The following is a 21,808-nucleotide window of genomic DNA, read 5'->3' on the forward strand; positions in this document are numbered from 1 at the left end:
GATGTTGCCGTGGATCAGTGCATCGTCAGCGGCAAGGGTTCGGATCCGGAAGCGGCAGAGGCGGTGCGTGACGCGGTCCACTCGGCGGCTTCCTTGATGCTTGCGACTATACCATCGGCCTCGATGGATCGGATATCCCGCCCCTCGTTGTAGCCATAGGGCACGAGGAGCACGGTGCACCCGGCCGCACGGCCCGATGACGCGTCATTCATGGAATCGCCGATCACCAGTGCATCGGCAGGCGCGACGCCAAGCTGTTCGCAGGCATAGAGCATGGGCAGGGGATCGGGCTTCTTGCGTTCTACCGTGTCGCCGCTGACGATCACGTCGAAGAAGGCATGCAGCCCGAGGTTCTTGAGCAGCGGCCCGGTGAATTCCGCCGCCTTGTTGGTGACCACGGCCAGCTTGAGCCCCTGTGCGCGCATGGCCTGCAGGCCTTCGATCACGCCGTCGAAGATGCGCGTCTTTTCGCCATTGATCATGTGATACGCATGGCGGAACGATGCCAGCGCTTCAGGGAAACGTTCATGTTCGGTCGCCTCGTCCATGCTGGCGGCCAGCGCGCGATGCACCAGGTTTTCCACGCCCTTGCCCACGTAGGTGGCAATGACGTCTTCGCGCAGCGGCGACATGCCCAGGTCGACACGCATCGCGTTGACGGCGTAGGCCAGGTCAGGCACCGAGTCGACCAGGGTACCGTCGAGGTCGAACAACACAGCGTGCAAGGGCATGGCAATTCCTGGATGAGGGGGTACGCGGGGGGTGCGCAAGACGTTTTTGAAGCGGCGCGGACACTGTGAGCCAAGCATACGGCAAGTGCCGTGCCCGCGGCGTCCGCACCGGACCGGCATCACGCGGCCAGCGAGGCGCCCCTGGCGATCTGCGCACGCAGGTCCCGGATGACGCCTGCGTAATCCGGCTTGCCAAAAATGGCCGAGCCCGCCACGAAGGTATCGGCGCCTGCCGCATGAATCTCGGCAATGTTGTCGATCTTGACGCCGCCATCGACTTCCAGCGCAATGGTGTAGCCGGTCTCGGCGCGCCAGCGGTCAATGCGGGCGCGCGCCTGCCGCAGCTTGGGCAAGGTGCTCGGCAGGAAGCTCTGCCCGCCAAAGCCGGGGTTGACCGACATCAGCAGGACGACGTCCAGCTTGTCCATGACGTAGTCCATGTAATCGAGCGGGGTAGCCGGGTTGAACACCAGCCCCGCATGACAGCCGTGATCCCGGATTAATGCAAGCGTGCGGTCCACATGACGTGACGCTTCAGGGTGAAAGCTGATAATGTTTGCCCCGGCTTTCGCAAACATCGGCACGAGCGCATCCACCGGCTCGACCATCAGGTGCACGTCGATCGGCACTTGCACATGCGGCCGGATCGCTTCGCACACCAGCGGACCGATCGTCAGGTTCGGCACATAATGGTTGTCCATGACATCGAAATGGATCCAGTCCGCACCGGCGCTTACAACGTTACGCACCTCTTCCCCGAGCCGGGCGAAATCGGCGGATAAAATGCTTGGAGCAATGCGGGTGGCGTGCGGGTCGAACGGCGTCAGATCGGTCATGGAAGCTTCCAGTGCAGAGATGTCAGGCCGGGCGCCTCAGGCGGGAGGCTGCGGAGCAATCCGCACCGGTCATCCCGTGAATTGTATGAAATTTGTCGTATCGATATGGCGCACGCATGAAATCTCACGAATTGTCGGTCACCGTTGAACCGCGCTATCTCGCCGATCAGTCCGATCCGGCCGAGAATCAGTACATTTTCGCCTACACGATACGCATCACGAATTCGGGGTCGCAGCCTGTCCAGTTGATCAGCCGCCATTGGGTCATTACCGACGGGAACCAGCAGGAACAGGAAGTCCGCGGCCTGGGCGTGGTGGGTCAGCAACCGTTGCTGCAACCGGGCCAGAGCTTCGAATACACCAGCGGCTGTCCGCTATCGACCCCGGTTGGCACCATGCGCGGCACGTATCACTGCGTCGGCGACAACGGCAGCCCGTTCGAAGTCGACATTCCCGAATTCGTGCTGGCCGTGCCACGCACCCTTCACTGACCGCGCGGGTCGCGCGTCGGATCCTGCTTCGTGCCGGGATCGGCGGCGTCCGCAGCCGGGGGCTTGCGCAGCTCCTGACCGAGCTGCTTGCGCTTCGGCCACACGGTCCACATCACGATGAATACCAGCAAGGCAAGCGCCAATGCCGCTTCCAGAAGGAGCAACCACATAATGTCCGTTCGCAAGGTCACTGCGAAAAAGTCTGTCTTGTCCCACTGTAACCGCTTGCGCCCCGCGGTGCTGACGCTGTGCGCGGCGCTGGCCCTGGCGGGCTGCGGCGGTGCGCCCGTGACCGTCCTGCCCGATTCGGGTGGCGACGCCGGCCCGTCGGGCTCGTCTGGCACGTCCGGGGCCTATGGATCGCCGGGGTCCGCCTATCCCGCCCCCTCCGGCGGCACGGCCGTGTCCCCCGACCCCGTGCATCCGGCGCCCACCACGACGCCGGGCGGCATCGCGCTGCCGCCGGCCGCTGCACGCCCGCCGGCAGCCCCGGTCGCTCGTCCGGCCAGCAAGCCTGCCCTGCAGGCCAGCAAACACTTCGTGCGCAGCGGGTGGGCCTCGGTCAGCGGCTGGCAGGCGGACGCCGTCGAAAGCGCATGGACGACCTTCCAGGACAATTGCCGTTCGATCATGCTGCGCACGGGTCGCCCGGTGTCGCTTGCCGCGCCGCAGACCGTCGATCCCTACGCGTGGCAGCAGGTGTGCGCCGCGGCGCGTGATCCGTCGCTGCGCAATCCCGGCCCGGCGCAGGCCCGCGCCTTCCTTGAAAAATGGCTGGAACCCTGGACCGTACGCACCCCCACCGGCGAAGCCGCCACGGGCCTGGCGACCGCCTATTACGAGCCCCTGGTGCGCGCGTCCCGCGTGCGCGGCGGCCCGTACCAGTGGCCGCTGTATGCCGTGCCGAACGATCTCCTGGTGCTGGACATGGGCTCGCTGTACCCGGAACTGGCGGGCAAGCGGGTGCGCGGCAAACTCGATGGCAAGCGCGTCGTGCCGTATGACAGCCGCGCCGAACTGGAACGCGCCGGCCGCGAGCCGGCGGCGATCGTATGGGTCAGCGATCCGGTCGATGCCTTCTTTCTGCAGGTGCAGGGAACGGGGCGTGCTTCGCTGGACGACGGTCCGGGCAAGGGCGGCGTTATCCGCGTGGCTTATGCCGAGCACAACGGCCATCCGTACGTGTCGATCGGCCGCTGGCTGGTGGACCAGGGCGAACTGACGCTGGATCAGGCGTCGATGCAAAGCATCAAGGCGTGGGCCAAAGCCCACCCGGCGCGGGTGAAGGAAATGCTGAACGCGAACCCGGCGGTGGTGTTCTTCCGGGAAGAGCCGGTGGTCAATCCCGAAGAAGGCCCGAAGGGTGCGTTCGGAATGCCATTGACGGCGCAGCGGTCGATTGCGGTGGATCCGGCCATCGTTCCGCTGGGCGCACCAGCGTTCCTGTCGACCACCATGCCCAACTCCAAGGTGCCGCTGCAGAAGATGGTGTTTGCGCAGGATACGGGCAGCGCCATCAAGGGACCGGCCCGGGCGGACGTGTTCTGGGGGTATGGCGATGAAGCCGGCGAGCAGGCCGGCCGCATGAAGCAACCCAGCAAGATGTGGGTGCTGTGGCCCAAGGGTGAAGGCGCGCCGGCGCCTGCGCGGTAAGCGCTAAGGTGACCCGGCGCCGCCACGCCGGTCCCTGCAACCGCAAAAAAACGCGCCGGGAACACCGGCGCGTTTTTCGTTTGAAAAGGCAAATTCAGGGCGGGCTCAGCCCTTGCCCATCGAGTCCAGCTTGGCCTTCAGCTGGTCCGGCGGCATCGCGCCACCGACCCGGGTGTTGTCGCCGAAAAAGATCGTGGGCGTGCCGGTGATCTGCAACTTCTTGCCCAGCGCGACGACCTTCTCGATCGGGGTGTCGCACGTGCCGGCGCCCGTCGGCGTCTTGCCATTGAGCATCCAGTCATCCCAGGTCTTGGCACGGTCGGCCGAACACCACACCGCGCGCGATTTGGTGGTCGAGTCCGGCGCCAGGATCGGGTACAGGAAGGTGTACACCGTCACGTTGTCGATGCCGGTCATGGACTTTCGCAACTGTTTGCAATAACCACAGTTCGGGTCTTCGAACAGCGCGATGCGGCGCGAGCCGTCGCCCCGCACCTGCTTGATCGCCAGGTCCAGCGGCAGTTCGTCGAAGTTGATCGCCAGCAGTTTTTCCACGCGTTCGCGGGTCACGTTGCGTTTGGTGGCCGCGTCGATCAGCGTGCCATCCAGCACGAAGCTGACCTTTTCGTCGGTGTAGAGCAGGTCCGATCCGATGCGCACCTCGAACAGGCCGTAGGGCGTACGGGTCACGCTGTCGATGGCGACGGCGCCGAAACGATCGGTGAACAGTTTCCTGACCGTGTTCTCGGCGGCGGTGGGCGCAGGCGCGGCGGCCTTGGCGGCCGGGGCGGTCATGGCCGCGGCAGTCGGCGCCTTGGCGGGCGACAGCTGGGCCGACACGGCGGCAGGCAGGGCCAGGGACAACATCAGGGCGGACAGGCAGCCCGCTACGGTTCGCTTCATAGTCTTCCTTTCTTGATCGCCCAATGATAGCGCGTGGGTCCGGTTCAGCGCCCCGACGCGCCCTGCACCAGCAGGCGCTTCAGCGGCGGCAGGCGGTCCACGACATTCATGCCGGCATTGCGCAGCCAGTTCACGGGGGCCAGTTGCGAGTCGAACAGCCGGTACAGCCCGTCGGTCGCCAGGCGCATGGCGAGCAGGGGTTCGGCGCGGGCGCGTTGATAGCGGCGCAGCACGCGCAGGTCGTACACATTGCGATAGGCCTCGCGCGCGGCCAGGGTGTCGGCCAGCGCCTTGGCGTCGCCCAGGCCCAGGTTCAGGCCCTGCCCGGCCAGCGGGTGCACCAGGTGCGCCGCGTCGCCCACCAGCGCGACGCCGGGCGCCACCATCTGGCTCGCCGTCTGCAAGGCGAGCGGAAAGCCCACAAGCGATGTCCGGGCCGTCAGGGCGCCCAACAGGCCGCCAGTGGCTTCGAACAGGCGCTCGCCCATGGCGACGCGCTGCGTGGCCGCATCCATGCCCAGCAAGGCGTCGGCCTTGGCGGTGCGCATCGACCAGACCATCGACACCTGCGGCTGACCGTCGGCATCGGGCATGGGCAGCAGGGCAAGCACGCCATCGGGCGTGAACCACTGGCGCGCGCGGCCCTGATGCGGCAAGGCCACCGACAGGTGCATGACCAGCCCGGTCGCATCGTAGGCCGACCGTGTCACGGGCAGACCGATCGACTCGCGCAAGGGCGACTCGGCGCCATCCGCCCCCACGGCCAGACCGCAGGGCAGGCTTGCGTGGTTCGCGGTCCGCAGCATCAGGGGGGCATCGGGCGCGTGGCGCTCCAGGCCGGCATAGCGGTCGGCGATCCAGCGGATGTTGAACATCTGCACGGCCTGGCGCAGCGCCCGTTCCAGCTCGCGGGACTCGACGATCCAGGCCATCGCGGCCAGGCCGCCTTGCCATGCCGACAGTTCCACGCGCCCGGTCGACGGCGCCGGCAGGCGGCGCAAGGCATCGGCGGATGCCGACGCGGCGTCGCCGAAGACTTCCATGGCGTCGACCGGCGTCACGCGGTCGGGGGGCAGCAGGTCCCAGATGCCGAGCTCGGCCAGAAATTGCTGGCTGGCCGGCGAAATGGCATAGACACGCGGATCGAACTCGCCTGCGCGGGCCGGCGGCAGCGGCGCCTTCGGGCCGAGCAGCGCCACGTCCTGGTCCTTGCGGGCAAGCGCCAGCGCGCTGGCCAGGCCGGCGATGCCGGTACCGATCACGATGATGGTCGAGGCGGAAGAGCGGGAAGTGTTCATGGCGCGGCTCGAAGAGAAGACGGTTGGCGGCATGACCGCCAGGCAAGGGATGCCTGAGTTTACCGTTCATGCCGGGAGCGGCAGTCACACAATCTTCACCCGTCGGGCGGGCAAGTCTGCGACAGTGGCGGCTGACACGGCGGCCCCAGCCGCCAGGGTGGATCGGCGGCCCTTCACGCCGGCATGCGCAGGCGGCTCCCATGCCTTCTCATCTTGCTCCGTCTGTCGATCACCTGCTGGCCCAGGCACGCGCTGCCGCCGCGTCGGGGCAGTACCGGCAGGCCTTCGACGCCCTGTATGCCGCCATTGCCCTGGCGCCTGAATCGGCGCGTGCCCGCGCGGCGCTGGGCCAGTTCCTGGTGGCGCACTGCCCTGCCCGGCGTCATGCGGACGTCGACCGGGTGCTATGCCTGGCGCTCGGTCAGGCATGGGTGCGGCCCAGCGAACTGGCGCCGGCGGTGCTGGCCTACCTGGCCGCGGAGCCCGCGGTAGCGCAGGCGCTGATCCCGTCGACCCATGCCACTTCACGCGAGCCGCCCTCGGCGCGCCAGGTGCTGACGGCGGCCGGCCATCTGGACAGCCAGCCCGTGTTCTGCGCGGTGGCGCGCGTGGCGATCCTGGCCGATGCCGACTGGCAGACCCTGCTGGCCCGCCTGCGCGATCTGCTGCTGACGCGGCGTCACGAGGGCAAGCGCGACACGCCGCTGCGCCTGACGCTGGCCCTGGCCTTGCAGAACGATCTGACCGAAGGGATCGAGCCGCCGTCCCGCGACATGCTGGCACGCGCCCAGTCCCTGGAAGCCGCCTTGCTCGCTCGCCTGCAGACCGGCACGCCCGTCAACGCGGCGGATATCGCACTGGTGGCGACAGCCATGCCGCTGGCCGACAGTCCGCTGGTGGTCCTGCTGCGATCCTCACAGGCGCAGCGCGAATGGCCGGGCCTGGGGCCCTTGATCGAACGGGTGCAGGCGGCGTCACGCGAGCTTGCCGTGCGCGAGCGACTGCGGGTGGCGGCGACACGAAGCGCGCGCGACCCTGTCCGCGACCATTACGAAGCTCATCCCTACCCTCGCTGGGTGCGCGAACCCCTCGGCATGCCAGCCCACCTGCCTGCGCCCGTGGCGCGCCGTGTCGCCGCCTGGCCCCCCACGGGGGCGCAGGTGCTGGTGGCGGGGTGCGGCACGGGCCAACAGATCTTTGTGGCCCATGACCGCTATCCGCTGGCACGCATCACGGCGATCGATTTCAGCGTGAATGCCCTGGCGCATGGCGTGCACAAATGCGCCGAAGCCGGACTGGACGACGTGGACTTCCACGCGATGGACCTGCATCAGGTGGCGCAATTGGGACAGACCTTCCGCGCCATCGAATGCGTAGGCCTCCTGCCGCACCTTCCCGATCCGGAAGCCGGCGTGGCGGCGCTGGCCAGTGTCATGGCGTCCGATGCGGTGATGCATGTGGCGGTGTACAGCGCTCGCGCACGCGCGCCGTTCGAAGCCCTGCGACGCCGCATCCAGGCCGAGGGCCGGACCGATGATGCCGATGGCCGACTGGCCTTTCGCCGGACGCTGATCCAGGAAGGCGGCGCGTCACTGTGCGACGTGGTCGCGCGGTCGCCGGACTTTCATGCCGCAAGCGGGCTGCGCGACCTGCTGTTCCACGTGCGTGAATGCGCGCTGCCGATGACCGAATGGGTGGCCCTGGCGCAGCGCCAGGGCCTGAAACTGCTGGCGGTCGATGCGCCTGCCGCGACCGCCGCCATGGCGCGCTGCGTGGTGGATCAGGATCCGGCCACGCTCACACCGGATCAATGGGACGAAGTGGAACAGGCCTATCCGGCGGCGTTTGCGGGGCTGTATAGGTTGTGGCTGGCGAAGGCGTGACGCCTGCGGCGTCGGGCAGAGCCGCGCCGGAGGCAGGCGCAGGAGCGGGCGCGGTACCGGCGGCCGGCGCGGCCGCGTTGGCCGCCGCACTGGCGGCAGGGGTGGCTGCCCGCGCCTTCTTGTCTTCACGGATCATCGAGTAGTACCCGTTCAGGATCTGCTGCCCCACCGCCATGCGCCGATTGCTCGGACACGGAAAGCGCACGACCACGTCGACCCGCTTGGCATCCACCGGTTCGATCAACGCCACGGGCCGGCTTTCGGGCAAGGCCACCAGATAGGCGCCTTCTATCCGCCGGAAGTGCGCATCGGCCTGCTGCACCCAGGGTTCGCACACCACCACGGCCGACTGCAGCAAGCGGTTCTCGGCAGCCACCACATCGTCAGCCGGATCGAGCGGCACACGCACCGCTTCGAGCACGAAGCTGCCCATGGTCGACGACTTGCGCACCGGGTTCAGCAGCAACAGCATGTTCGGGAACTGGTAGGTGCGGCCCGTCACATAACCTGACTGCGCCTCTTCGAGCAATGTCGTACTGAACAGGTCGATGATCAGCACCTCACCCTTCATGCCGTTGATCTCGATGATGTCGCCGACCGCATACGGCCGCTGCGTGGCGCGCATCAGGGAGCCGAGCGCGCTCATCACGAACTCCTTGCTCGCGATGGCCACCGCGGCGGCCAGCGCGGCAACCGACAGCGCGAAGTGCCGCAACTGGCCGCCCCACAAAAACAGCAGCAGGATCAATACCACCACCGCCACGCCATTGCGCACGGCGGTATAGGCCGTGCGGCGCTCGCCGGTGGACCCGGAGTCCTTGCCCCGGTAGTACTTCGCGGCGGACCGCGTCACCATCATGGCGGCGACCAGCACCACCACGGTAGCGAACAACTGGCTGAGCGTGCTCGATGCGGACACGCTGTCCCGGACATCGGTAAAAAACGAAAGAATGGCTTGCATGGAAGAGGAAGAAAACGCCGACGTATCTGCACGTAACAGGTGTATGGGTCGATGACGAGTCCGGAACAGACGCCTCGTGCATCGGGACGCACAGTGTAGTCTTCAAGGCTCATGCATTCCTCGGCGCGCCTGCGCGCCGTTCGTACAGGCGCCGCCATGCCTTATGGCGCGTGTCCACCGCCGTCGCGCGCCTGCGCGCTGCATCATCGTCACCTTGAATGCCTTCCCTGTCTGCCGGGCATCCCGCTGCCCGGCCCGACGCCATTGTCGCAGCGCGCACTGTCGCCTGCCGTCCCCCAGGAGAACCCACCGATGCCAGTCAAAAAACGTCTCGTCCCTCTGATCGCCTTGTTTGCTGCCGGCTCCGCGCTTGCGCAAGCCCCCGTCAAACAGGACAACCAATGGCGCGGCGCCATGAACGCCGGCGCCAGTGTTGCCTCGGGCAACACGGACGCGACGTCCTTCAATGTCTCGGCCAACGCCGCCAAGGCAAGCCAGGACGACAAGCTCAATTTCTACCTGACCACCCTGTACGGCACCAAGAAGAAAGACGGCAGCAGCCAGGAAACCGCGAACCTGTTTCGCGCCGGCGCCAAGTACGACCGCAACCTGAACGAAAACGTGTTTGCGTTCGGCTCGCTCGACACCGAACATGACAAGCTGCAGGAACTGGATCTGCGTGCCGTGACCGCAGGCGGTGTGGGTTATCACCTGATCAAGAACGACAACACGATATTCGACGTGTTCTCGGGTCTGACCTACAACCATGAGCGCTTCACGAACGAGACGCGCAACAGCATGGAATTTCTGATCGGCGAGGAATCGCAGCATCGGATCACTGACACGACGTCGCTCAACCAGCGTTTTGCGCTGTATCCGAACCTGACCGACAGCGGCCTGCGCGCGCAGTTCGACGCAGGCCTGGCGACCTCGATCACCAGAAAGATCGAGCTCAAGCTCACCTTGTCCAACCGTTTCCAGAGCAATCCGCGCCCTGGCATCAAGAAGACCGACACCCTGTTCCTGACCAGCATCGGCTACCGCTTCGGCGCCGACTGAGCCACTGCAGGGGCCGGCGGCGCAACTCGGGCTCTGCGCTGCCCGCCAGGTCCGCAATCACGGCTATCAATACGACGTATCGCTGGTATATTTCGCCTTTATACCGATCCGTTGCCTGCAACGCGCCGCCATGACCCGCAAGCTCGACCTGAATCTGCTGTTGGCGCTCGATGCGCTGATGACCGAACGCAATGTGACCCGGGCGGCCGCGCGCCTGCAGACCAGCCAGCCAGCGCTGTCGGCGCAGCTGGTGCGGCTGCGCGCCATGTTCGACGACCCCTTGCTGGTGGCCGGATCGCGCGGCATGACGCCGACTCCGCGCGCACTGGAAATCGCCCCGCGGCTGTCGGAGCTGATCGGTGAATTCCGGGCGATCGTCCAGCCCGATCACTTCGACCCGCTCACATCCGAAGCCACGATCCACATCGGCAGCCCCGACGCCATGCATAACGGCCTGGCCACATCCTTTGCGACGTGGGCCGAACGCGCACCCAACATCCGCCTGGCCTTCATTCCGCTGACACGACTGAACAAGCCCGACATCGACCAGCGCATGGCCACCGGCCAGCTCGACCTGCTGCTGACGGTGCTGTCGATGATGCCCGAGCGGCTGCACACCCGGCATGTATCGACCGAGTCCTTCGTGTGCGCGCTGCGCGGCGATCACCCCTTCAACAAACGGGTCATGTCGATGGAAGACCTGTGTTCGTTGACCCATGTGATCGTGTCGCCCATGGGCGGCAGCTTTGTCGGGGACATCGATGCGGCGATGGCGGAACACGGCATGGCGCGCAAGGTCGTGGCCTCGGTGCCGAGCTTCATGCTGGCCACCAACATCCTGTACGAAAGCGACTTTGCCGCGGTCTTCCCGCGCACGCTGGCATTGAGCCTGGGCAGCACGCTCAAGCTGTTCGAATTGCCCGTGCCGATCCCGACGGGCAAGATCGCGGTGGGCTGGCATGAACGCACGCATCGCAGCCCGCCGCACAAGTGGTTTCGCGAGCAGTTGATCGACGTGTTCCTGCAACGCAAACGGGCGGATGAACCCGCCAAGGTTGTCCCTGGCGCGCGCATCCGCCCGCGTTGATTGCCGTTCAGGCCGTCAGTGCACTGAACGCATTGCCGGCGCGTCATGCCATGACGACGCCGCCGGCCTGCCGCTTTACTCGGCCTTGATGGTGTTGACCAGCGTGCCGACCTTGCCCACTTCGATCTCGACCACGTCGCCTTCCTTCATCCAGACCGGCGGGTTGCGCTTGGCGCCGACGCCGCCCGGCGTGCCGGTCACGATCACGTCGCCAGCCTTCAAAGTCGTGAAGGTGGAGATGTAATTGATCTGGCGCGGGATGTCGAAAATCATCATGTCGGTCGACGACTTCTGCATGACCTGGCCGTTCAGGCGCGTTTCAAGCGACAGCGTCTCGCCGTCGGCGATCTCGTCGCGCGTGACCATCCACGGACCGAAGCCGCCGGTCTCGTTGAAGTTCTTGCCGGCCGTGAACTGGATGGTGTGACGCTGCCAGTCGCGGATCGAGCCGTCGTTGTACGGCGCATAGCCGGCAATGTGATCCCAGGCGTCCGCCTCGGCAATGCGGCGGCCGTCCTTGCCGATGATGATCGCGATCTCGCCTTCGTAATCCAGTTCATGCGATTCCGGCGGCAGCAGAATGGGCTGCTTGTGACCCGTCTGCGACTCCGCAACCCGCAGGAACATGGTGGGGTTTTCGGTCTTGTCGCGCTTGGTTTCCTTGACGTGGTCGTCGTAGTTCAGGCCCACGCACACGATCTTGCCGGGATCGGGGATCACGGGCAGATATTCAATCGCATCGAGCGAGGCAACCGGCTTGGACTGCTGCGCGCCCTGGCCCAGGCGTTGCAGCGCATCGGCTTCGATCGCCGACTTCAGCGTCGGGAATTCGGCCGAGGTCAGGTCGACCACACCATCGCCGACTACCGTGCCCCAACTGGCTTTGCCGTTGTGGACGAAGCTGAGGAATTTCATGCATGTTCTCCGGTTATGACAGCCCTGGCAGTTCCAGGACCTGTTGCTATAAAAGGTTCGTGTGCTTCGATGCGCCGCCCTGCAGTCTGCGGCGAATCGTTGCCAAATTCAACCACTGCATCGGAACGACCCGCAACGCCCGGCAGCGCGTCGATCGTGATGCCATACCGCTGATACAGCGCGCCAACGGCGGTGACCGTGGACGGATGCGACGGGCCGTCGTCATCGGCAATGAAGGCCATGACGTAGCGGTCGGGCCGCAGCACCATGGCACGGGCCTGGGCGCGGCGCAGGATGCTGGCCAGCACGCCATCGCAATCACGCGCCACGGCGTCGCCGTCACGGATGCGCAGCGGAAAGTCTTCGTCCTGGCGCACCAGGCGCACCGTGCGGCAGGGCAGCCCGCCGATCGACGGCCAGGAGACGGGCGCGGTTTCGTCGTGCCAGTTGACGCACGCAAAGCCCGCGCCCAGCCAGTCATCGAGCAGGATGCGGCGGCCGCCCGGCAATTCGACCTGCGGCTGCGCCATCAACTGGCCCGACCGGATGGGCGCATCGATCGCGACATCGGGCACGAAGAAGCCCTCAAGAAACCGCGGCTTGGGCTTGAATTTCAGTTGCAGCACGTAGTCACGCGCGGGCGGATACAGACTGATGGCTTTGAGCGCGAACTGCGCGGCCATCGCCCCCATGACCGACTTGGGCTGCATGTACTTGCCGATCAGCATCGCCATCTTGATCAGCGCCCATGCATGCGGCTTGCGCTCCGACGCGTAGGTGTCGAGCAGGCTGGCATCGGCGCCGCCCCGCACGACTGCGGCCAGCTTCCATGCCAGATTGGTCGCGTCGCGCACGCCGCTGTTCATGCCCTGGCCGGCAAAGGGCGGCGTCAGGTGGGCGGCGTCGCCGGCCAGCAGCACCCTGCCCTCGCGCCACCGCTCGGCGATCCGCGAATGGAAGGTGTAGACCACCTTGCGCGCAATGGTCAGGTTGGCGTCGCGCGGTTCGCGGTGGGCGATCCAGCTGCGCAGCCGCGCGTCATCCAGCACGTCCTCGGCGGTCTCGTCACCCTTGAGCATGAACTCGTAACGCACCGTGCCGTCGGGCCCGGGGAGCCGGATCGCAGGCCGCGCCGGATCGCAATAGGTGCGCGTGTGCCGGAAGGGATCGGGCCGGTCCAGCAGGTCGACGATCAGCCATTTCTCGGCAAAGGTATTGCCGGTCAATGCGATGCCCAGGCGTTCTCGTGTGGCGCTGCGGCCGCCATCGCAACCGATCAGCCAGTCACAGGTGATGACGGTGGGCGTGCCTTCCGCATCGACCTCCAGGCGCACGCCATCGGCCGTCTGCGAGAACGACGTGACCTCGTGCCGAAAGCGCACGTCGATGTGCCCGAACCGTTGCAACCCGTCTCGCAGTTGCGCACACAGCACGGCCTGCCGAAACGCATTGCGCTTGGTGTAGCCGTACTCGCGCGAGGTCGGCTCGACCTTGGCAAAGGGCTTGCCCGACCATGAGAAATAGTGGACGCCGTACCCCTGCACGATCTGCGTCAGCGCCTCGTCGACGAGCCCGGCCGTCTGCAGCGTGCGCAGGCTTTCGTCATCGATGGACACGGCGCGCGGCTCGTCCACGGTAGACGGATTGCGATCGAGCACCATGGCCGGCACGCCGTAGGTGCCGAGCAGATTGGCCAGCACCAGGCCGGTCGGGCCGGCGCCCAGGATCACGATCGGAATATGGCGGGGGGTGGGAGTCATCGTTGTCTGCCTTTCTTGTTGCGCGCCTTCAGGCGCTCTTCCTCGATGCGCGATTCGATGGTCGCGGCCGCGGTCACCACACGCGTCAGCACCGATTTGCGCCGCGCGTCGGTCAGGTCCTGCGCCGGGGTCACCACACTCAGACTGCCCAGTACCCGCACGCCATCCATCAACGGCGCAGCAAAGCCTGCCAGGCCGCGATCCAGTTCGCTTTCGGTGATGTAGTAGCCATCATTGCGGATGGCCTGCATGGCGTCGCGCAGACCCTGGTAGGTCGGCGGCAATCCGGCCGCCAGCATCTCGTCGGCATCCCGTTCCCACAGGGCAGCCAGCGCGCTGTCCTGCAGGTGCGCCAGAATGATCTTGGACGTGGCGCCGCGATACAGCGGCATGGCGCGCCCGCGTTCATAACTGACGGGGGTCTGCCCCGCCTGCGTCGCTTCCTGGTGGATGCACAGCACCTTGGCGCCATGCACCCGGCACAACAGCACCGTCCCGCCGGTCTCGTCGGCCAGCTTGCGCAGCAGGGTGCCTGATGCATTGAGCAGCGGGTCGGCCAGCCGGATCTGCCGGTCCAGTTCCACGATCAGGGACCCCAGCGCATACCCGCGATCGGCCACCCGTTCCAGCAGTCCCGCATGTTCCAGGTCAGCCAGGTCGCGATAGATGCTGGCGCGCGAGACGCCCAGCTCGTCCATCAGTTCGGCGGGCTTGAGCACGGGACGCGACAGGTCGAACGACGCCAGGATGCGGAGCAGGCGGCTACGTCCAGCCATGGTCAATCGCGCATGATCGCTTTGCCCCACAGGTTCAGGGTGCGCTCTTCATGCACCCAGACGCCTGCCGGCCGCTCCGATTCACATACTTCGATCTCTGCCGAAATCTCGGCCAGGTTGCCGTCGGGGTCGCGCACCATGAAGAACACGTCATTGCCCGGACCGTGCCGGCCGATGCCCCACACGATAGGCACTCGCAGCTCGGCCATCCGGTCGCCCCACACACGCATGTCGGCCCAGGTGTCGGTCTCGAAGGACTGATGGTCGAAGCCGGCGGCCGGCGCGCCGAACAGCGCCAGCGAATGGTGCAAATGTTCCGTGCGCAGAAAGCAGGCGCGCACCGCGCCGGTCGGATCGTGCACCTCGTCGGACAGGACAAAACCCAGGCTCTGGTAGAAGGCCAGCATGGCCTGCGGCTGCGTCGTGCGCAGTGCGAAATGCTGCAGGATGGCCTGGGGCATGTCATCGGCGCGCACTTCGACATCGGACGCGATATCGGGCGGCGAAAACACGATCACATTGCCATCGGGGTCCTTGATCGCCACCGCGTCGGGGGCGGGGCGCGCCAGCGCCGGCACGTCTATCTGGGCGGCGCCCGGCACACGATCACGGAAGGCGAGCCAGGCCGGCGTGTCGTTGAAGGTGTAGTGCGCATAGGCCAGCTTGTTGGCCGGGCCGCGGGTCAGCGCCACGACGCGTCCCGGTCCGGTGCAGACAATGGCGTCGCCGGCCGAGGCCTGCGTCATGCCATAGGTGCTGCAGTAGAACGCGGCCATGGCCGCCGGATCGGGTGTCGTCACATTCAGGTGATTGAGAGAAGCGCGCAGTTCCATGGTCGTTTCCGTCGATTGCTGCAATGCCCGCACTATCTGGCCGGACGCCGGGCAGCGTCAACGAAATTTCTCACTGGCTGAGACGAATCGGGAAAACCCTGGTCATGCAAACGGCTGTCATGCCGCTGCCAGACCAAAAAATCTTTGTTGTCTGAACACAGGGCAACCACATTGTTCTTTGCATCCCGCGCGACCAGAATGAGCGCCTGCTTACCGGTGATGGCCTCGCTGCCGTCATCGTCCTCATACGAATCGCTGGAGACACGCATGACTTTCCGCCCTTTCCCCTGTACGTCTGTCCGCACTGCGCCTGCCCGCTCGGCATGGCATCTTTGCGCCGTGGTCGGCGCAGCCGTGTTCGGCATGGCCACGCTTCAGGCCGCCCATGCCGATACGGGCACGTTCCCCAACAAGCCGGTGCGCATGGTCGTTGGCTTTGCTGCCGGCGGCGGCGCGGACGTGGTGGCGCGCCTGGTGGGGGCCAAGATGTCGGAAAGCATGGGCCAGCAGGTGGTGGTGGAAAACCGTCCGGGCGCGACCGGCACCATTGCGGCCGACAGCGTGGCGCGGTCGCCGGCCGATGGCTATTCGCTGTTCCTGGGTTCGCAGTCGACCATGGTGATTGCGCCCAACATCTATCCCAAGCTGCCGTTCGATCCGCTCAAGAGCTTCACGCCTGTCTCGCAACTGGTATCGATGCCCTTGCTGCTGGTCGTCAATCCGGCCAAGGTCAGCGCCAAGACGGTCGAAGAACTGACGAAGCAGATCAAGGCCAATCCGAGCTCGATGTCGTATGCGTCGTCGGGCGCGGGCGGCCCGCAGCACATTGCGGGCGAACTCTACAAACACATGCTGCGCGCGGACGTGACCCACGTACCGTACTCGGGCGAATCCGGCGCGCTTGCCGACGTGCTGGGCGGCCACATTCCGTACATGTTCGCCAACCTGCCCGTTGCCATGCCGCATATCCAGGCGGGCAAGCTGCGCGCACTGGCCATCACCAGCCTGCAGCGCAATCCCACGGCGCCCGATATCCCGACCATGGCCGAAGCCGGCATGAAGGACTTTGAAGTGCTGACCTGGTACGGCGTGTTCGCCCCGGCCAAGACGCCCGCCCCGGTCGTGCAGAAGCTTTATACCGAAATGCAGCAGGCCCTGGCCAAGCCCGACCTGAAGGCCAAGCTGGCCGATCAGGGCCTGACCACCGTGGCCAGCAATCCCGCCGACTTCAGCCGCTTCGTGCAGAACGAAGTGCCGAAGTGGTCCACGCTGATCAAGGAATTCGGCATCAAGGCCGAATGATCCCTGTATCTTGCTGACCGCGGCCCGGCCGGCGCGCGTTCCCACCATTCATCCGAGGCATTCATGATCGACATTTCCGAGAAACACGTCACCGGACCCGTGATCCGCCTGCACCATGCCGACAATGTCGTGGTGGCGCGCGTTCCGCTGGGTATCGGCGCGGCCATTCCGTCCGAAGGCATCACGGCGCGCAGCCAGGTGCCCGCCGGACACAAGATCGCGGCGCGGGCGCTGGTCGCCGGCGAGCCCATCCTGAAATACAACGTCTGTATCGGCTTTGCCGCGACCGACATCCCGGCCGGCACCTACCTGCATTCGCACAACACGGTGTTCCGCGAATTCGACCGCGACTATGCCTACAGCCGCGACTATGTCGAAACCCCGCTGCTACCGCCCGAGCAACGCGCGACCTTCCAGGGTATCGTGCGCGCCGACGGACAAGTTGCCACCCGCAACTACATCGGCATCCTGTCGACCGTGAACTGTTCGGCCACGGTGGTGCATCACATTGCCGAAGCCTTCAATGATCGCCGGCTGGCCGACTTCCCGAATGTCGACGGCGTGGTCGCGCTCAGCCACGGCCTGGGCTGTGGCATGGAAATGTCGGGTGAACCGATGGACCTGCTTCGCCGTACGATTGGCGGCTTTGCGCACCACCCGAACTTTGCCGCGGTGCTGATCGTGGGCCTGGGTTGCGAACGCAACCAGTTGAACCTGCTCATGAAAGACCAGGGCCTGAGCGACGGCGCGCGTCTGCACACTTTCGTCATGCAGGACACGGGCGGCACCCGCAAGACCATCGAAGCCGGCATTGCCGCCATCGAACAATTGCTGCCCGAAGCGAACAAGGTGCAGCGCGAAACCGTCAGCGCAAGCCACCTGAAGATCGGCCTGCAATGCGGCGGCTCGGACGGCTTTTCATCGATCACCGCCAACCCCGCGCTGGGCGCGGCCATGGATATTCTGGTGCGCCATGGCGGCACCGCCATCCTGTCCGAGACGCCCGAGATCTACGGCGTCGAGCACACCCTGACCAGCCGTGCCCGGACGCCAGAAGTCGGCCAGAAACTGGTGGAACGCATCCGCTGGTGGAAAGAGGAATACTCGCCCGGCCGCGACGTGCAGATCAACGGCGCGGTCAGCCCGGGCAACCAGATGGGCGGCCTGGCCAACATCTTTGAAAAGTCGCTGGGCTCGTCCATGAAGGGCGGCACGACCGGCCTGATGGAGGTCTACCGCTATGCCGAACGCGTGACGCAGCCGGGCTTCGTGTTCATGGACACGCCGGGCTTCGACCCGGTGTCGGCCACCGGCCAGATCGCGGGCGGCGCCAACCTGATCTGCTTCACGACCGGCCGCGGGTCGATGTTCGGCGCCAAGCCAGTGCCGTCGATCAAGCTGGCGACCAATACGCCGATGTACGAACGGCTGACCGAAGACATGGACGTGAACTGCGGCGACATCGTCGACGGCACGGCCACGCTGCAGGAAGTGGGGCAGCGCATCTTTGAACAGATCCTGCGCACGGCGTCGGGCGAGCGCAGCAAGAGCGAACTGCTCGGGCTGGGCAACCACGAATTCGTGCCATGGAACATCGGCGTGGTCAGCTGATCCGGACCGACGCACTCTCCAGCAGCCATGCACGGAACACGTCCATGGCCTGCGTGACCGGCCGGGACTTGAGGCGTGTCAGCCAATAGCCCCCGGTCGTGATTTCCTGGTCGAACGGCCGCACCAGTCGGCCCTGCTGCAGGTCCCGCGTGAACATGCGCGTGGGCAGCAGGGCGACCCCCTCGCCCTGCGCGGCCGCCTCTGCCAGGGTCAGCGACGAATCGAACACCGTGCCGCGCAAGACCGGGCACGGCACGCCTGCCTGATCGAACCACCGCGACCATTCATCCGACCGATAGGAGCGCAGCAGGACTTCGCGGGCCAGGTCTGCCGGATGGCGCACGCGTTCCGCAATCGATGGCGCGCAGGCCGGCGACAGCGGCGCATCAAAGACGTACTCGGCATCGGTCCCGTGCCACGCGCCATCACCAAAACGGATCGCATAGTCCAGCCCTTCGCCTGCCAGGTCGACACGATTGTTGTTGGTGAAGAGGCGGAAATCCACGAAAGGATGCGCCTGCTGGAAGGCCCGCAGGCGCGGCAGCAGCCAGCCGATGGCGAAGGTACCGACGGCGCCCACCGTCAGCACTTCGCGCGCGCGCTGATCGCTGCATTGCTCAAGCAGGTTGGCGATGCGTTCAAAGGCGTCGGTCAGCCCCGGCAGCATCGCAAGACCTTCGTCCGTCAACGCGAGACCCCGTGGCAAGCGGCGAAACAGCGGCGCGCCGACCCGGTCTTCCAGGTTCTTGACGTGCTGGCTAATGGCCGTCTGCGTGACGTTCAGCTCGGCGGCGGCGCGGGTAAAGCTCAGGTTGCGCGCGGACGCTTCAAAGGCGCGCAAGGCATTGAGTGGCAGATGCATGGTGGCGGATGCCCCAGTTTTTCTTGGGTGTGGGCGAGTTTATCGTTGATTGTGGCAACCGTCTGCCGGCGCTATCTTTCGGCTCCAGACACATTTTTGCCCGCATTTTGCAGGGACAACGGAGACGACACATGGACCGACGACATTTTTCCCTGACCGCCGGCGCAGCCCTTCTGGGTCTGGCGACAACGGGATGTGCCCAGAAAATGTGGGCCAAAGAAGCGACCCGACCCGATACCCCGGATCCGCGCGCGGCCGACGCGGCACGACGCTTCGCCGCCATCGAGCAGACGACCGGATGCCGCCTGGGTGTCGGCGTGATCGACACCCACACCGGCACTCGCTACGGCTACCGCGAGCACGAACGCTTTCCCATGTGCAGCACCTTCAAGACCCTGGCCTCGGGCTTCGTGCTGCATCGGGTCGACCAGGGGCAGGAACGGCTGGACCGGCGCGTGCGGTTTTCCAAGGCGGACCTGGTCGACTACTCGCCCGGCACCGAAAAGCATGCGGGGGGCGACGGGATGACCGTTGTTGACATCTGCTCAGTCATGACGACGCTCAGCGACAACACGGCAGCCAACCTGATGCTTGCCAGCTTTGGCGGGCCTGACGGGCTGACCGCCTGGCTTCGGTCCATCGGTGACGCCACGACCCGCCTGGACCGGAACGAACCGACCCTGAACAGCGCGATCCCGGGTGATCCACGGGATACGACCACCCCAGCCGCCATGGCCTCGACGCTGCGTGCGCTGGCGCTGGGATCGGTGCTGTCGCCGGCGTCGCGCGAGCAGTTCGTGGCATGGCTGGTAGCGAACCGGACGGGCGATACGCGGCTGCGCGCAGGCGTGCCGGCAGGCTGGACGGTGGGGGACAAGACGGGAACAGGCACCAACGGCACCCATAACGACATTGCAGTGATGTGGCCGGCGGGACGGGGGATGAGCGCCGGGCAGGCGAACGGCAGCAAGACCAGAGGCCCGGTGATAGTGACGACTTATTTGACCGAGGCGGCTGCGACGGCCCCGGCCAGGCGGGACGCGGCGATCGTCGAGGTCGCGCAGTGGGTGGCGGCCGCCGTGGGGTGACCAGGCGGACGACGGAAGCAGGCTGAGAAAGCGGACGGATCAGCGCCGGGTGATTAGTACCCGATGATTAGTACCCGGTGATCAGTGCCGGGTGGTCAGTGCCCGGTGGTCAGTGCCGGGTGGTCAGCGCTCGATGTGATCGGCGCCGGCTGATCAGCCGTGTTGGTCGACGCGGGCTTGGCGTGTTCTCGGGGGTCCAGAACCCGGACGCCCCGCGCAATGCCAATACCCAGGAAGCCCAGCGTGCCCAGGCACACTGCAGCCATCAGTATCCACAAGCCGTCCGACATTGTCATTTTTGTGATCCCCAGGGGATGAGCCACTTTGGACTCGTTGACCATACTCGTGGGTTATCGGCAGTAAAGACTAATACGTTAGCGTTAGTTACAAATTAATCCAGGATTACAGCATTTCGCAGGCGACGGCGCGGATCAGCACGACGTCCTGGCGGTAATCGCGTTCCAGCTGCTGACGGAAAGCGGCCCACCACTCACGGTCCAGCGTGTCCGCCATCACCTCGACGAGGATGATGCGGTCTTCGACGACCTCACCCTCGTTGGCCCACAGGCCGGCCGCGGGCGCCTGGGTGTAGGCGGTCGCGCCGCCAAAGCGCTCCGTCAGCACGTCCAGGGTGCGGTCGTGCAAGGCGCGCGGAAGTCGATCCCCGGCGTTGTCGAACAGGGGAAGGTAGGTCTGCACCAGATAGCGGGAGGGGGACGAGGACGTGGATGATGTTGGGGTCGAGGTCATGGCCGCCTCCGAACGTTGAAGGTGTCCACGATCGAGCAAACGTCATGCCGCGGCCGCAAAACCCGGTATCGTTCGGTCCTTGTCGTTCGTGCTGCGGATCGCCGATGGATACCCGATATGTGCAGAGCTTCGTGACCGTGGTCGAGTGCGGCTCGCTGGCCGAAGCCGCGCGGCGGCTCGACCTGACGCCGGCGGCGATTGCCGCCCGGGTCAAGTCCCTGGAAGAAGACCTGGGGGTCGCGCTCGTCAAACGCGCAGGGCGCAACGTCAAGGCGACCGAAGCCGGACTCAAGGTCATGGAGCGCGCGCGCCAGGTGCTGCGCGAAGTACGCGACCTGCATGCGGCCGCCACCGACGACACGCCGCTGGGTGAATTCCGGCTGGGCGCCTCCACCTCGGCCCTGATCGGCCTGCTGCCGCCCGTGCTGCGGCGCGTGTATGACACCCATCCCAAGCTTGCCATCTACGTCGAACCGGGCACCTCACGCGACCTGTATCACCGCACGACGGCCGGTGACCTGGACGCCACCCTCATCGTGGAACCGCAATTTGCGATCCCCAAGGAATATGAGTGGCGGCTGCTGGCCGAAGAACCCCTGGTGGTGCTGGCCCCTGCTCACCTGACAGATCAGGATGCACACGCCGTGATGGCGAGCGAACCCTTCATCCGGTACGACCGGTCGGTGTGGGGCGGGCGGATGGCAGATCGTTACCTGCGCCAGCACGGCATCCGGCCGCATGAACGGTTGGAGATCGATGGGCTGATGGCCATCTCGTCCATGGTCGCGCAGGGCCTGGGCGTGTCGCTGGTGCCCGACTGGGCGCCAGCCTGGCTCGACACCTTGCCCTTGGTCAAGCTGCGACTGCCGGATCCCGCGCCCGTGCGGCGCATGGGCTTGTTATGGGCCGGCCGCGCGCCCCATGCGCAGCTGGCACGGCTGTTCCATGCGTGCGCGCAGGCGGAACTGAGATTGCCGGCTTGAGGAGCTATGCAACGTCTAAGGGCCGC

The 21,808-nt window shown here is 66.0% G+C and carries 23 protein-coding genes; 9 read left to right on the plus strand and 14 right to left on the minus strand.

All coding sequences use genetic code 11. The features are described 5' to 3' along the window. Positions 1–14: 14 nt before the first annotated feature. Positions 15–731, minus strand: coding sequence for a phosphoglycolate phosphatase (locus IE116_RS12880; RefSeq protein WP_189612989.1), 717 nt, complete (start codon positions 729–731; stop codon positions 15–17). Between the two features lie 119 nt (positions 732–850). Continuing rightward, positions 851–1,567 carry a ribulose-phosphate 3-epimerase gene (rpe, locus tag IE116_RS12885; protein WP_189612991.1) on the minus strand — a complete coding sequence of 239 codons (717 nt, stop codon included), beginning with the start codon at positions 1,565–1,567 and terminating at the stop codon, positions 851–853. A 116-nt stretch (positions 1,568–1,683) separates the two neighbouring features. Between rpe and apaG the strand changes: the two genes are divergently transcribed. Beyond that, positions 1,684–2,058, plus strand: a complete 375-nt coding sequence (apaG, locus tag IE116_RS12890; RefSeq protein WP_189612993.1) for a Co2+/Mg2+ efflux facilitator ApaG/CorD — start codon at positions 1,684–1,686, stop codon at positions 2,056–2,058. Here apaG and IE116_RS12895 read toward each other — a convergent pair. Continuing rightward, complete coding sequence (locus IE116_RS12895; protein ID WP_189612995.1) at positions 2,052–2,228, minus strand: hypothetical protein; 177 nt, start codon at positions 2,226–2,228, stop codon at positions 2,052–2,054. The genes apaG and IE116_RS12895 overlap by 7 nt on opposite strands. Before the next feature lie 232 nt (positions 2,229–2,460). Here IE116_RS12895 and mltA point away from each other — a divergent pair, with 232 nt between their 5' ends. After that, positions 2,461–3,711 carry a murein transglycosylase A gene (mltA, locus tag IE116_RS12900; protein ID WP_229828448.1) on the plus strand — a complete coding sequence of 417 codons (1,251 nt, stop codon included), beginning with the start codon at positions 2,461–2,463 and terminating at the stop codon, positions 3,709–3,711. 105 nt (positions 3,712–3,816) lie between these two features. Here mltA and IE116_RS12905 read toward each other — a convergent pair whose 3' ends face one another. After that, positions 3,817–4,614, minus strand: coding sequence for a DsbC family protein (locus tag IE116_RS12905; protein WP_189613000.1), 798 nt, complete (start codon positions 4,612–4,614; stop codon positions 3,817–3,819). Between the two features lie 44 nt (positions 4,615–4,658). After that, positions 4,659–5,912 carry an FAD-dependent monooxygenase gene (locus IE116_RS12910; RefSeq protein WP_189613001.1) on the minus strand — a complete coding sequence of 418 codons (1,254 nt, stop codon included), beginning with the start codon at positions 5,910–5,912 and terminating at the stop codon, positions 4,659–4,661. Positions 5,913–6,112: 200 nt separating this feature from the next. Here IE116_RS12910 and IE116_RS12915 point away from each other — a divergent pair, with 200 nt between their 5' ends. Then, positions 6,113–7,795 carry a class I SAM-dependent methyltransferase gene (locus tag IE116_RS12915; protein WP_189613003.1) on the plus strand — a complete coding sequence of 561 codons (1,683 nt, stop codon included), beginning with the start codon at positions 6,113–6,115 and terminating at the stop codon, positions 7,793–7,795. Here IE116_RS12915 and IE116_RS12920 read toward each other — a convergent pair. Further along, positions 7,710–8,756: a mechanosensitive ion channel family protein gene (locus IE116_RS12920; RefSeq protein WP_189613005.1), complete on the minus strand. Its 1,047-nt coding sequence runs from the start codon at positions 8,754–8,756 to the stop codon at positions 7,710–7,712. The genes IE116_RS12915 and IE116_RS12920 overlap by 86 nt on opposite strands. 312 nt (positions 8,757–9,068) lie before the next feature. Here IE116_RS12920 and IE116_RS12925 point away from each other — a divergent pair, with 312 nt between their 5' ends. Together IE116_RS12925 and IE116_RS12930 are read left to right on the plus strand one after the other, a co-directional pair. After that, positions 9,069–9,815 (plus strand): DUF481 domain-containing protein, encoded by a 747-nt coding sequence (locus tag IE116_RS12925; RefSeq protein ID WP_189613008.1) that lies wholly within the window; start codon positions 9,069–9,071, stop codon positions 9,813–9,815. Between the two features lie 130 nt (positions 9,816–9,945). Beyond that, positions 9,946–10,902 carry a LysR family transcriptional regulator gene (locus IE116_RS12930; protein ID WP_189613009.1) on the plus strand — a complete coding sequence of 319 codons (957 nt, stop codon included), beginning with the start codon at positions 9,946–9,948 and terminating at the stop codon, positions 10,900–10,902. A gap of 75 nt (positions 10,903–10,977) precedes the next feature. Here IE116_RS12930 and IE116_RS12935 read toward each other — a convergent pair whose 3' ends face one another. The 5 genes from IE116_RS12935 to IE116_RS12955 are packed head-to-tail and all read right to left on the minus strand — an operon-like array spanning position 10,978 to position 15,455. Then, positions 10,978–11,817, minus strand: a complete 840-nt coding sequence (locus IE116_RS12935; protein WP_189613011.1) for a fumarylacetoacetate hydrolase family protein — start codon at positions 11,815–11,817, stop codon at positions 10,978–10,980. After that, positions 11,814–13,577 carry a bifunctional 3-(3-hydroxy-phenyl)propionate/3-hydroxycinnamic acid hydroxylase gene (locus IE116_RS12940; protein WP_189613014.1) on the minus strand — a complete coding sequence of 588 codons (1,764 nt, stop codon included), beginning with the start codon at positions 13,575–13,577 and terminating at the stop codon, positions 11,814–11,816. The genes IE116_RS12935 and IE116_RS12940 overlap by 4 nt, the downstream gene beginning before the upstream one ends. Further along, positions 13,574–14,353, minus strand: a complete 780-nt coding sequence (locus tag IE116_RS12945) for an IclR family transcriptional regulator (protein WP_189613016.1) — start codon at positions 14,351–14,353, stop codon at positions 13,574–13,576. Before IE116_RS12945 ends, IE116_RS12940 begins: the two co-directional genes overlap by 4 nt. A 2-nt stretch (positions 14,354–14,355) precedes the next feature. Next, positions 14,356–15,186 carry a VOC family protein gene (locus IE116_RS12950; protein WP_189613018.1) on the minus strand — a complete coding sequence of 277 codons (831 nt, stop codon included), beginning with the start codon at positions 15,184–15,186 and terminating at the stop codon, positions 14,356–14,358. 32 nt (positions 15,187–15,218) lie between these two features. After that, positions 15,219–15,455, minus strand: coding sequence for a hypothetical protein (locus tag IE116_RS12955; RefSeq protein ID WP_189613020.1), 237 nt, complete (start codon positions 15,453–15,455; stop codon positions 15,219–15,221). On the opposite strand from IE116_RS12955, the gene IE116_RS12960 reads away from it, so the two are divergent. Together IE116_RS12960 and IE116_RS12965 are read left to right on the plus strand one after the other, a co-directional pair. Continuing rightward, positions 15,454–16,488 carry a Bug family tripartite tricarboxylate transporter substrate binding protein gene (locus IE116_RS12960; RefSeq protein WP_229828137.1) on the plus strand — a complete coding sequence of 345 codons (1,035 nt, stop codon included), beginning with the start codon at positions 15,454–15,456 and terminating at the stop codon, positions 16,486–16,488. The genes IE116_RS12955 and IE116_RS12960 overlap by 2 nt on opposite strands. A 63-nt stretch (positions 16,489–16,551) precedes the next feature. After that, the gene (locus IE116_RS12965) at positions 16,552–18,099 is read left to right on the plus strand and encodes a UxaA family hydrolase (protein WP_189613022.1); all 1,548 of its coding nucleotides are present in this window, start codon (positions 16,552–16,554) and stop codon (positions 18,097–18,099) included. On the opposite strand, the gene IE116_RS12970 is transcribed toward IE116_RS12965, so the two are convergent. Beyond that, positions 18,092–18,961: a LysR family transcriptional regulator gene (locus IE116_RS12970; protein WP_189613024.1), complete on the minus strand. Its 870-nt coding sequence runs from the start codon at positions 18,959–18,961 to the stop codon at positions 18,092–18,094. The two genes, IE116_RS12965 and IE116_RS12970, sit on opposite strands and share 8 nt — an antisense overlap. Positions 18,962–19,092: 131 nt before the next feature. Here IE116_RS12970 and bla point away from each other — a divergent pair, with 131 nt between their 5' ends. Beyond that, positions 19,093–20,049: a class A beta-lactamase gene (gene bla / locus IE116_RS12975; RefSeq protein WP_189613026.1), complete on the plus strand. Its 957-nt coding sequence runs from the start codon at positions 19,093–19,095 to the stop codon at positions 20,047–20,049. Positions 20,050–20,144: 95 nt separating this feature from the next. On the opposite strand, the gene IE116_RS12980 is transcribed toward bla, so the two are convergent. Both IE116_RS12980 and IE116_RS12985 read right to left on the minus strand, forming a co-directional pair. Continuing rightward, the gene (locus tag IE116_RS12980; protein WP_189613028.1) at positions 20,145–20,345 is read right to left on the minus strand and encodes a hypothetical protein; all 201 of its coding nucleotides are present in this window, start codon (positions 20,343–20,345) and stop codon (positions 20,145–20,147) included. A 106-nt stretch (positions 20,346–20,451) separates the two neighbouring features. Beyond that, positions 20,452–20,799 (minus strand): hypothetical protein, encoded by a 348-nt coding sequence (locus tag IE116_RS12985; protein ID WP_189613030.1) that lies wholly within the window; start codon positions 20,797–20,799, stop codon positions 20,452–20,454. 104 nt (positions 20,800–20,903) lie between these two features. Here IE116_RS12985 and IE116_RS12990 point away from each other — a divergent pair, with 104 nt between their 5' ends. Next, positions 20,904–21,782, plus strand: a complete 879-nt coding sequence (locus IE116_RS12990) for a LysR family transcriptional regulator (protein WP_189613033.1) — start codon at positions 20,904–20,906, stop codon at positions 21,780–21,782. The last annotated feature ends 26 nt before the right edge of the window (positions 21,783–21,808 follow it).

Origin of the sequence: Pigmentiphaga litoralis (assembly GCF_014651835.1) — a bacterium.
GTDB lineage: Bacteria > Pseudomonadota > Gammaproteobacteria > Burkholderiales > Burkholderiaceae_B > Pigmentiphaga > Pigmentiphaga litoralis.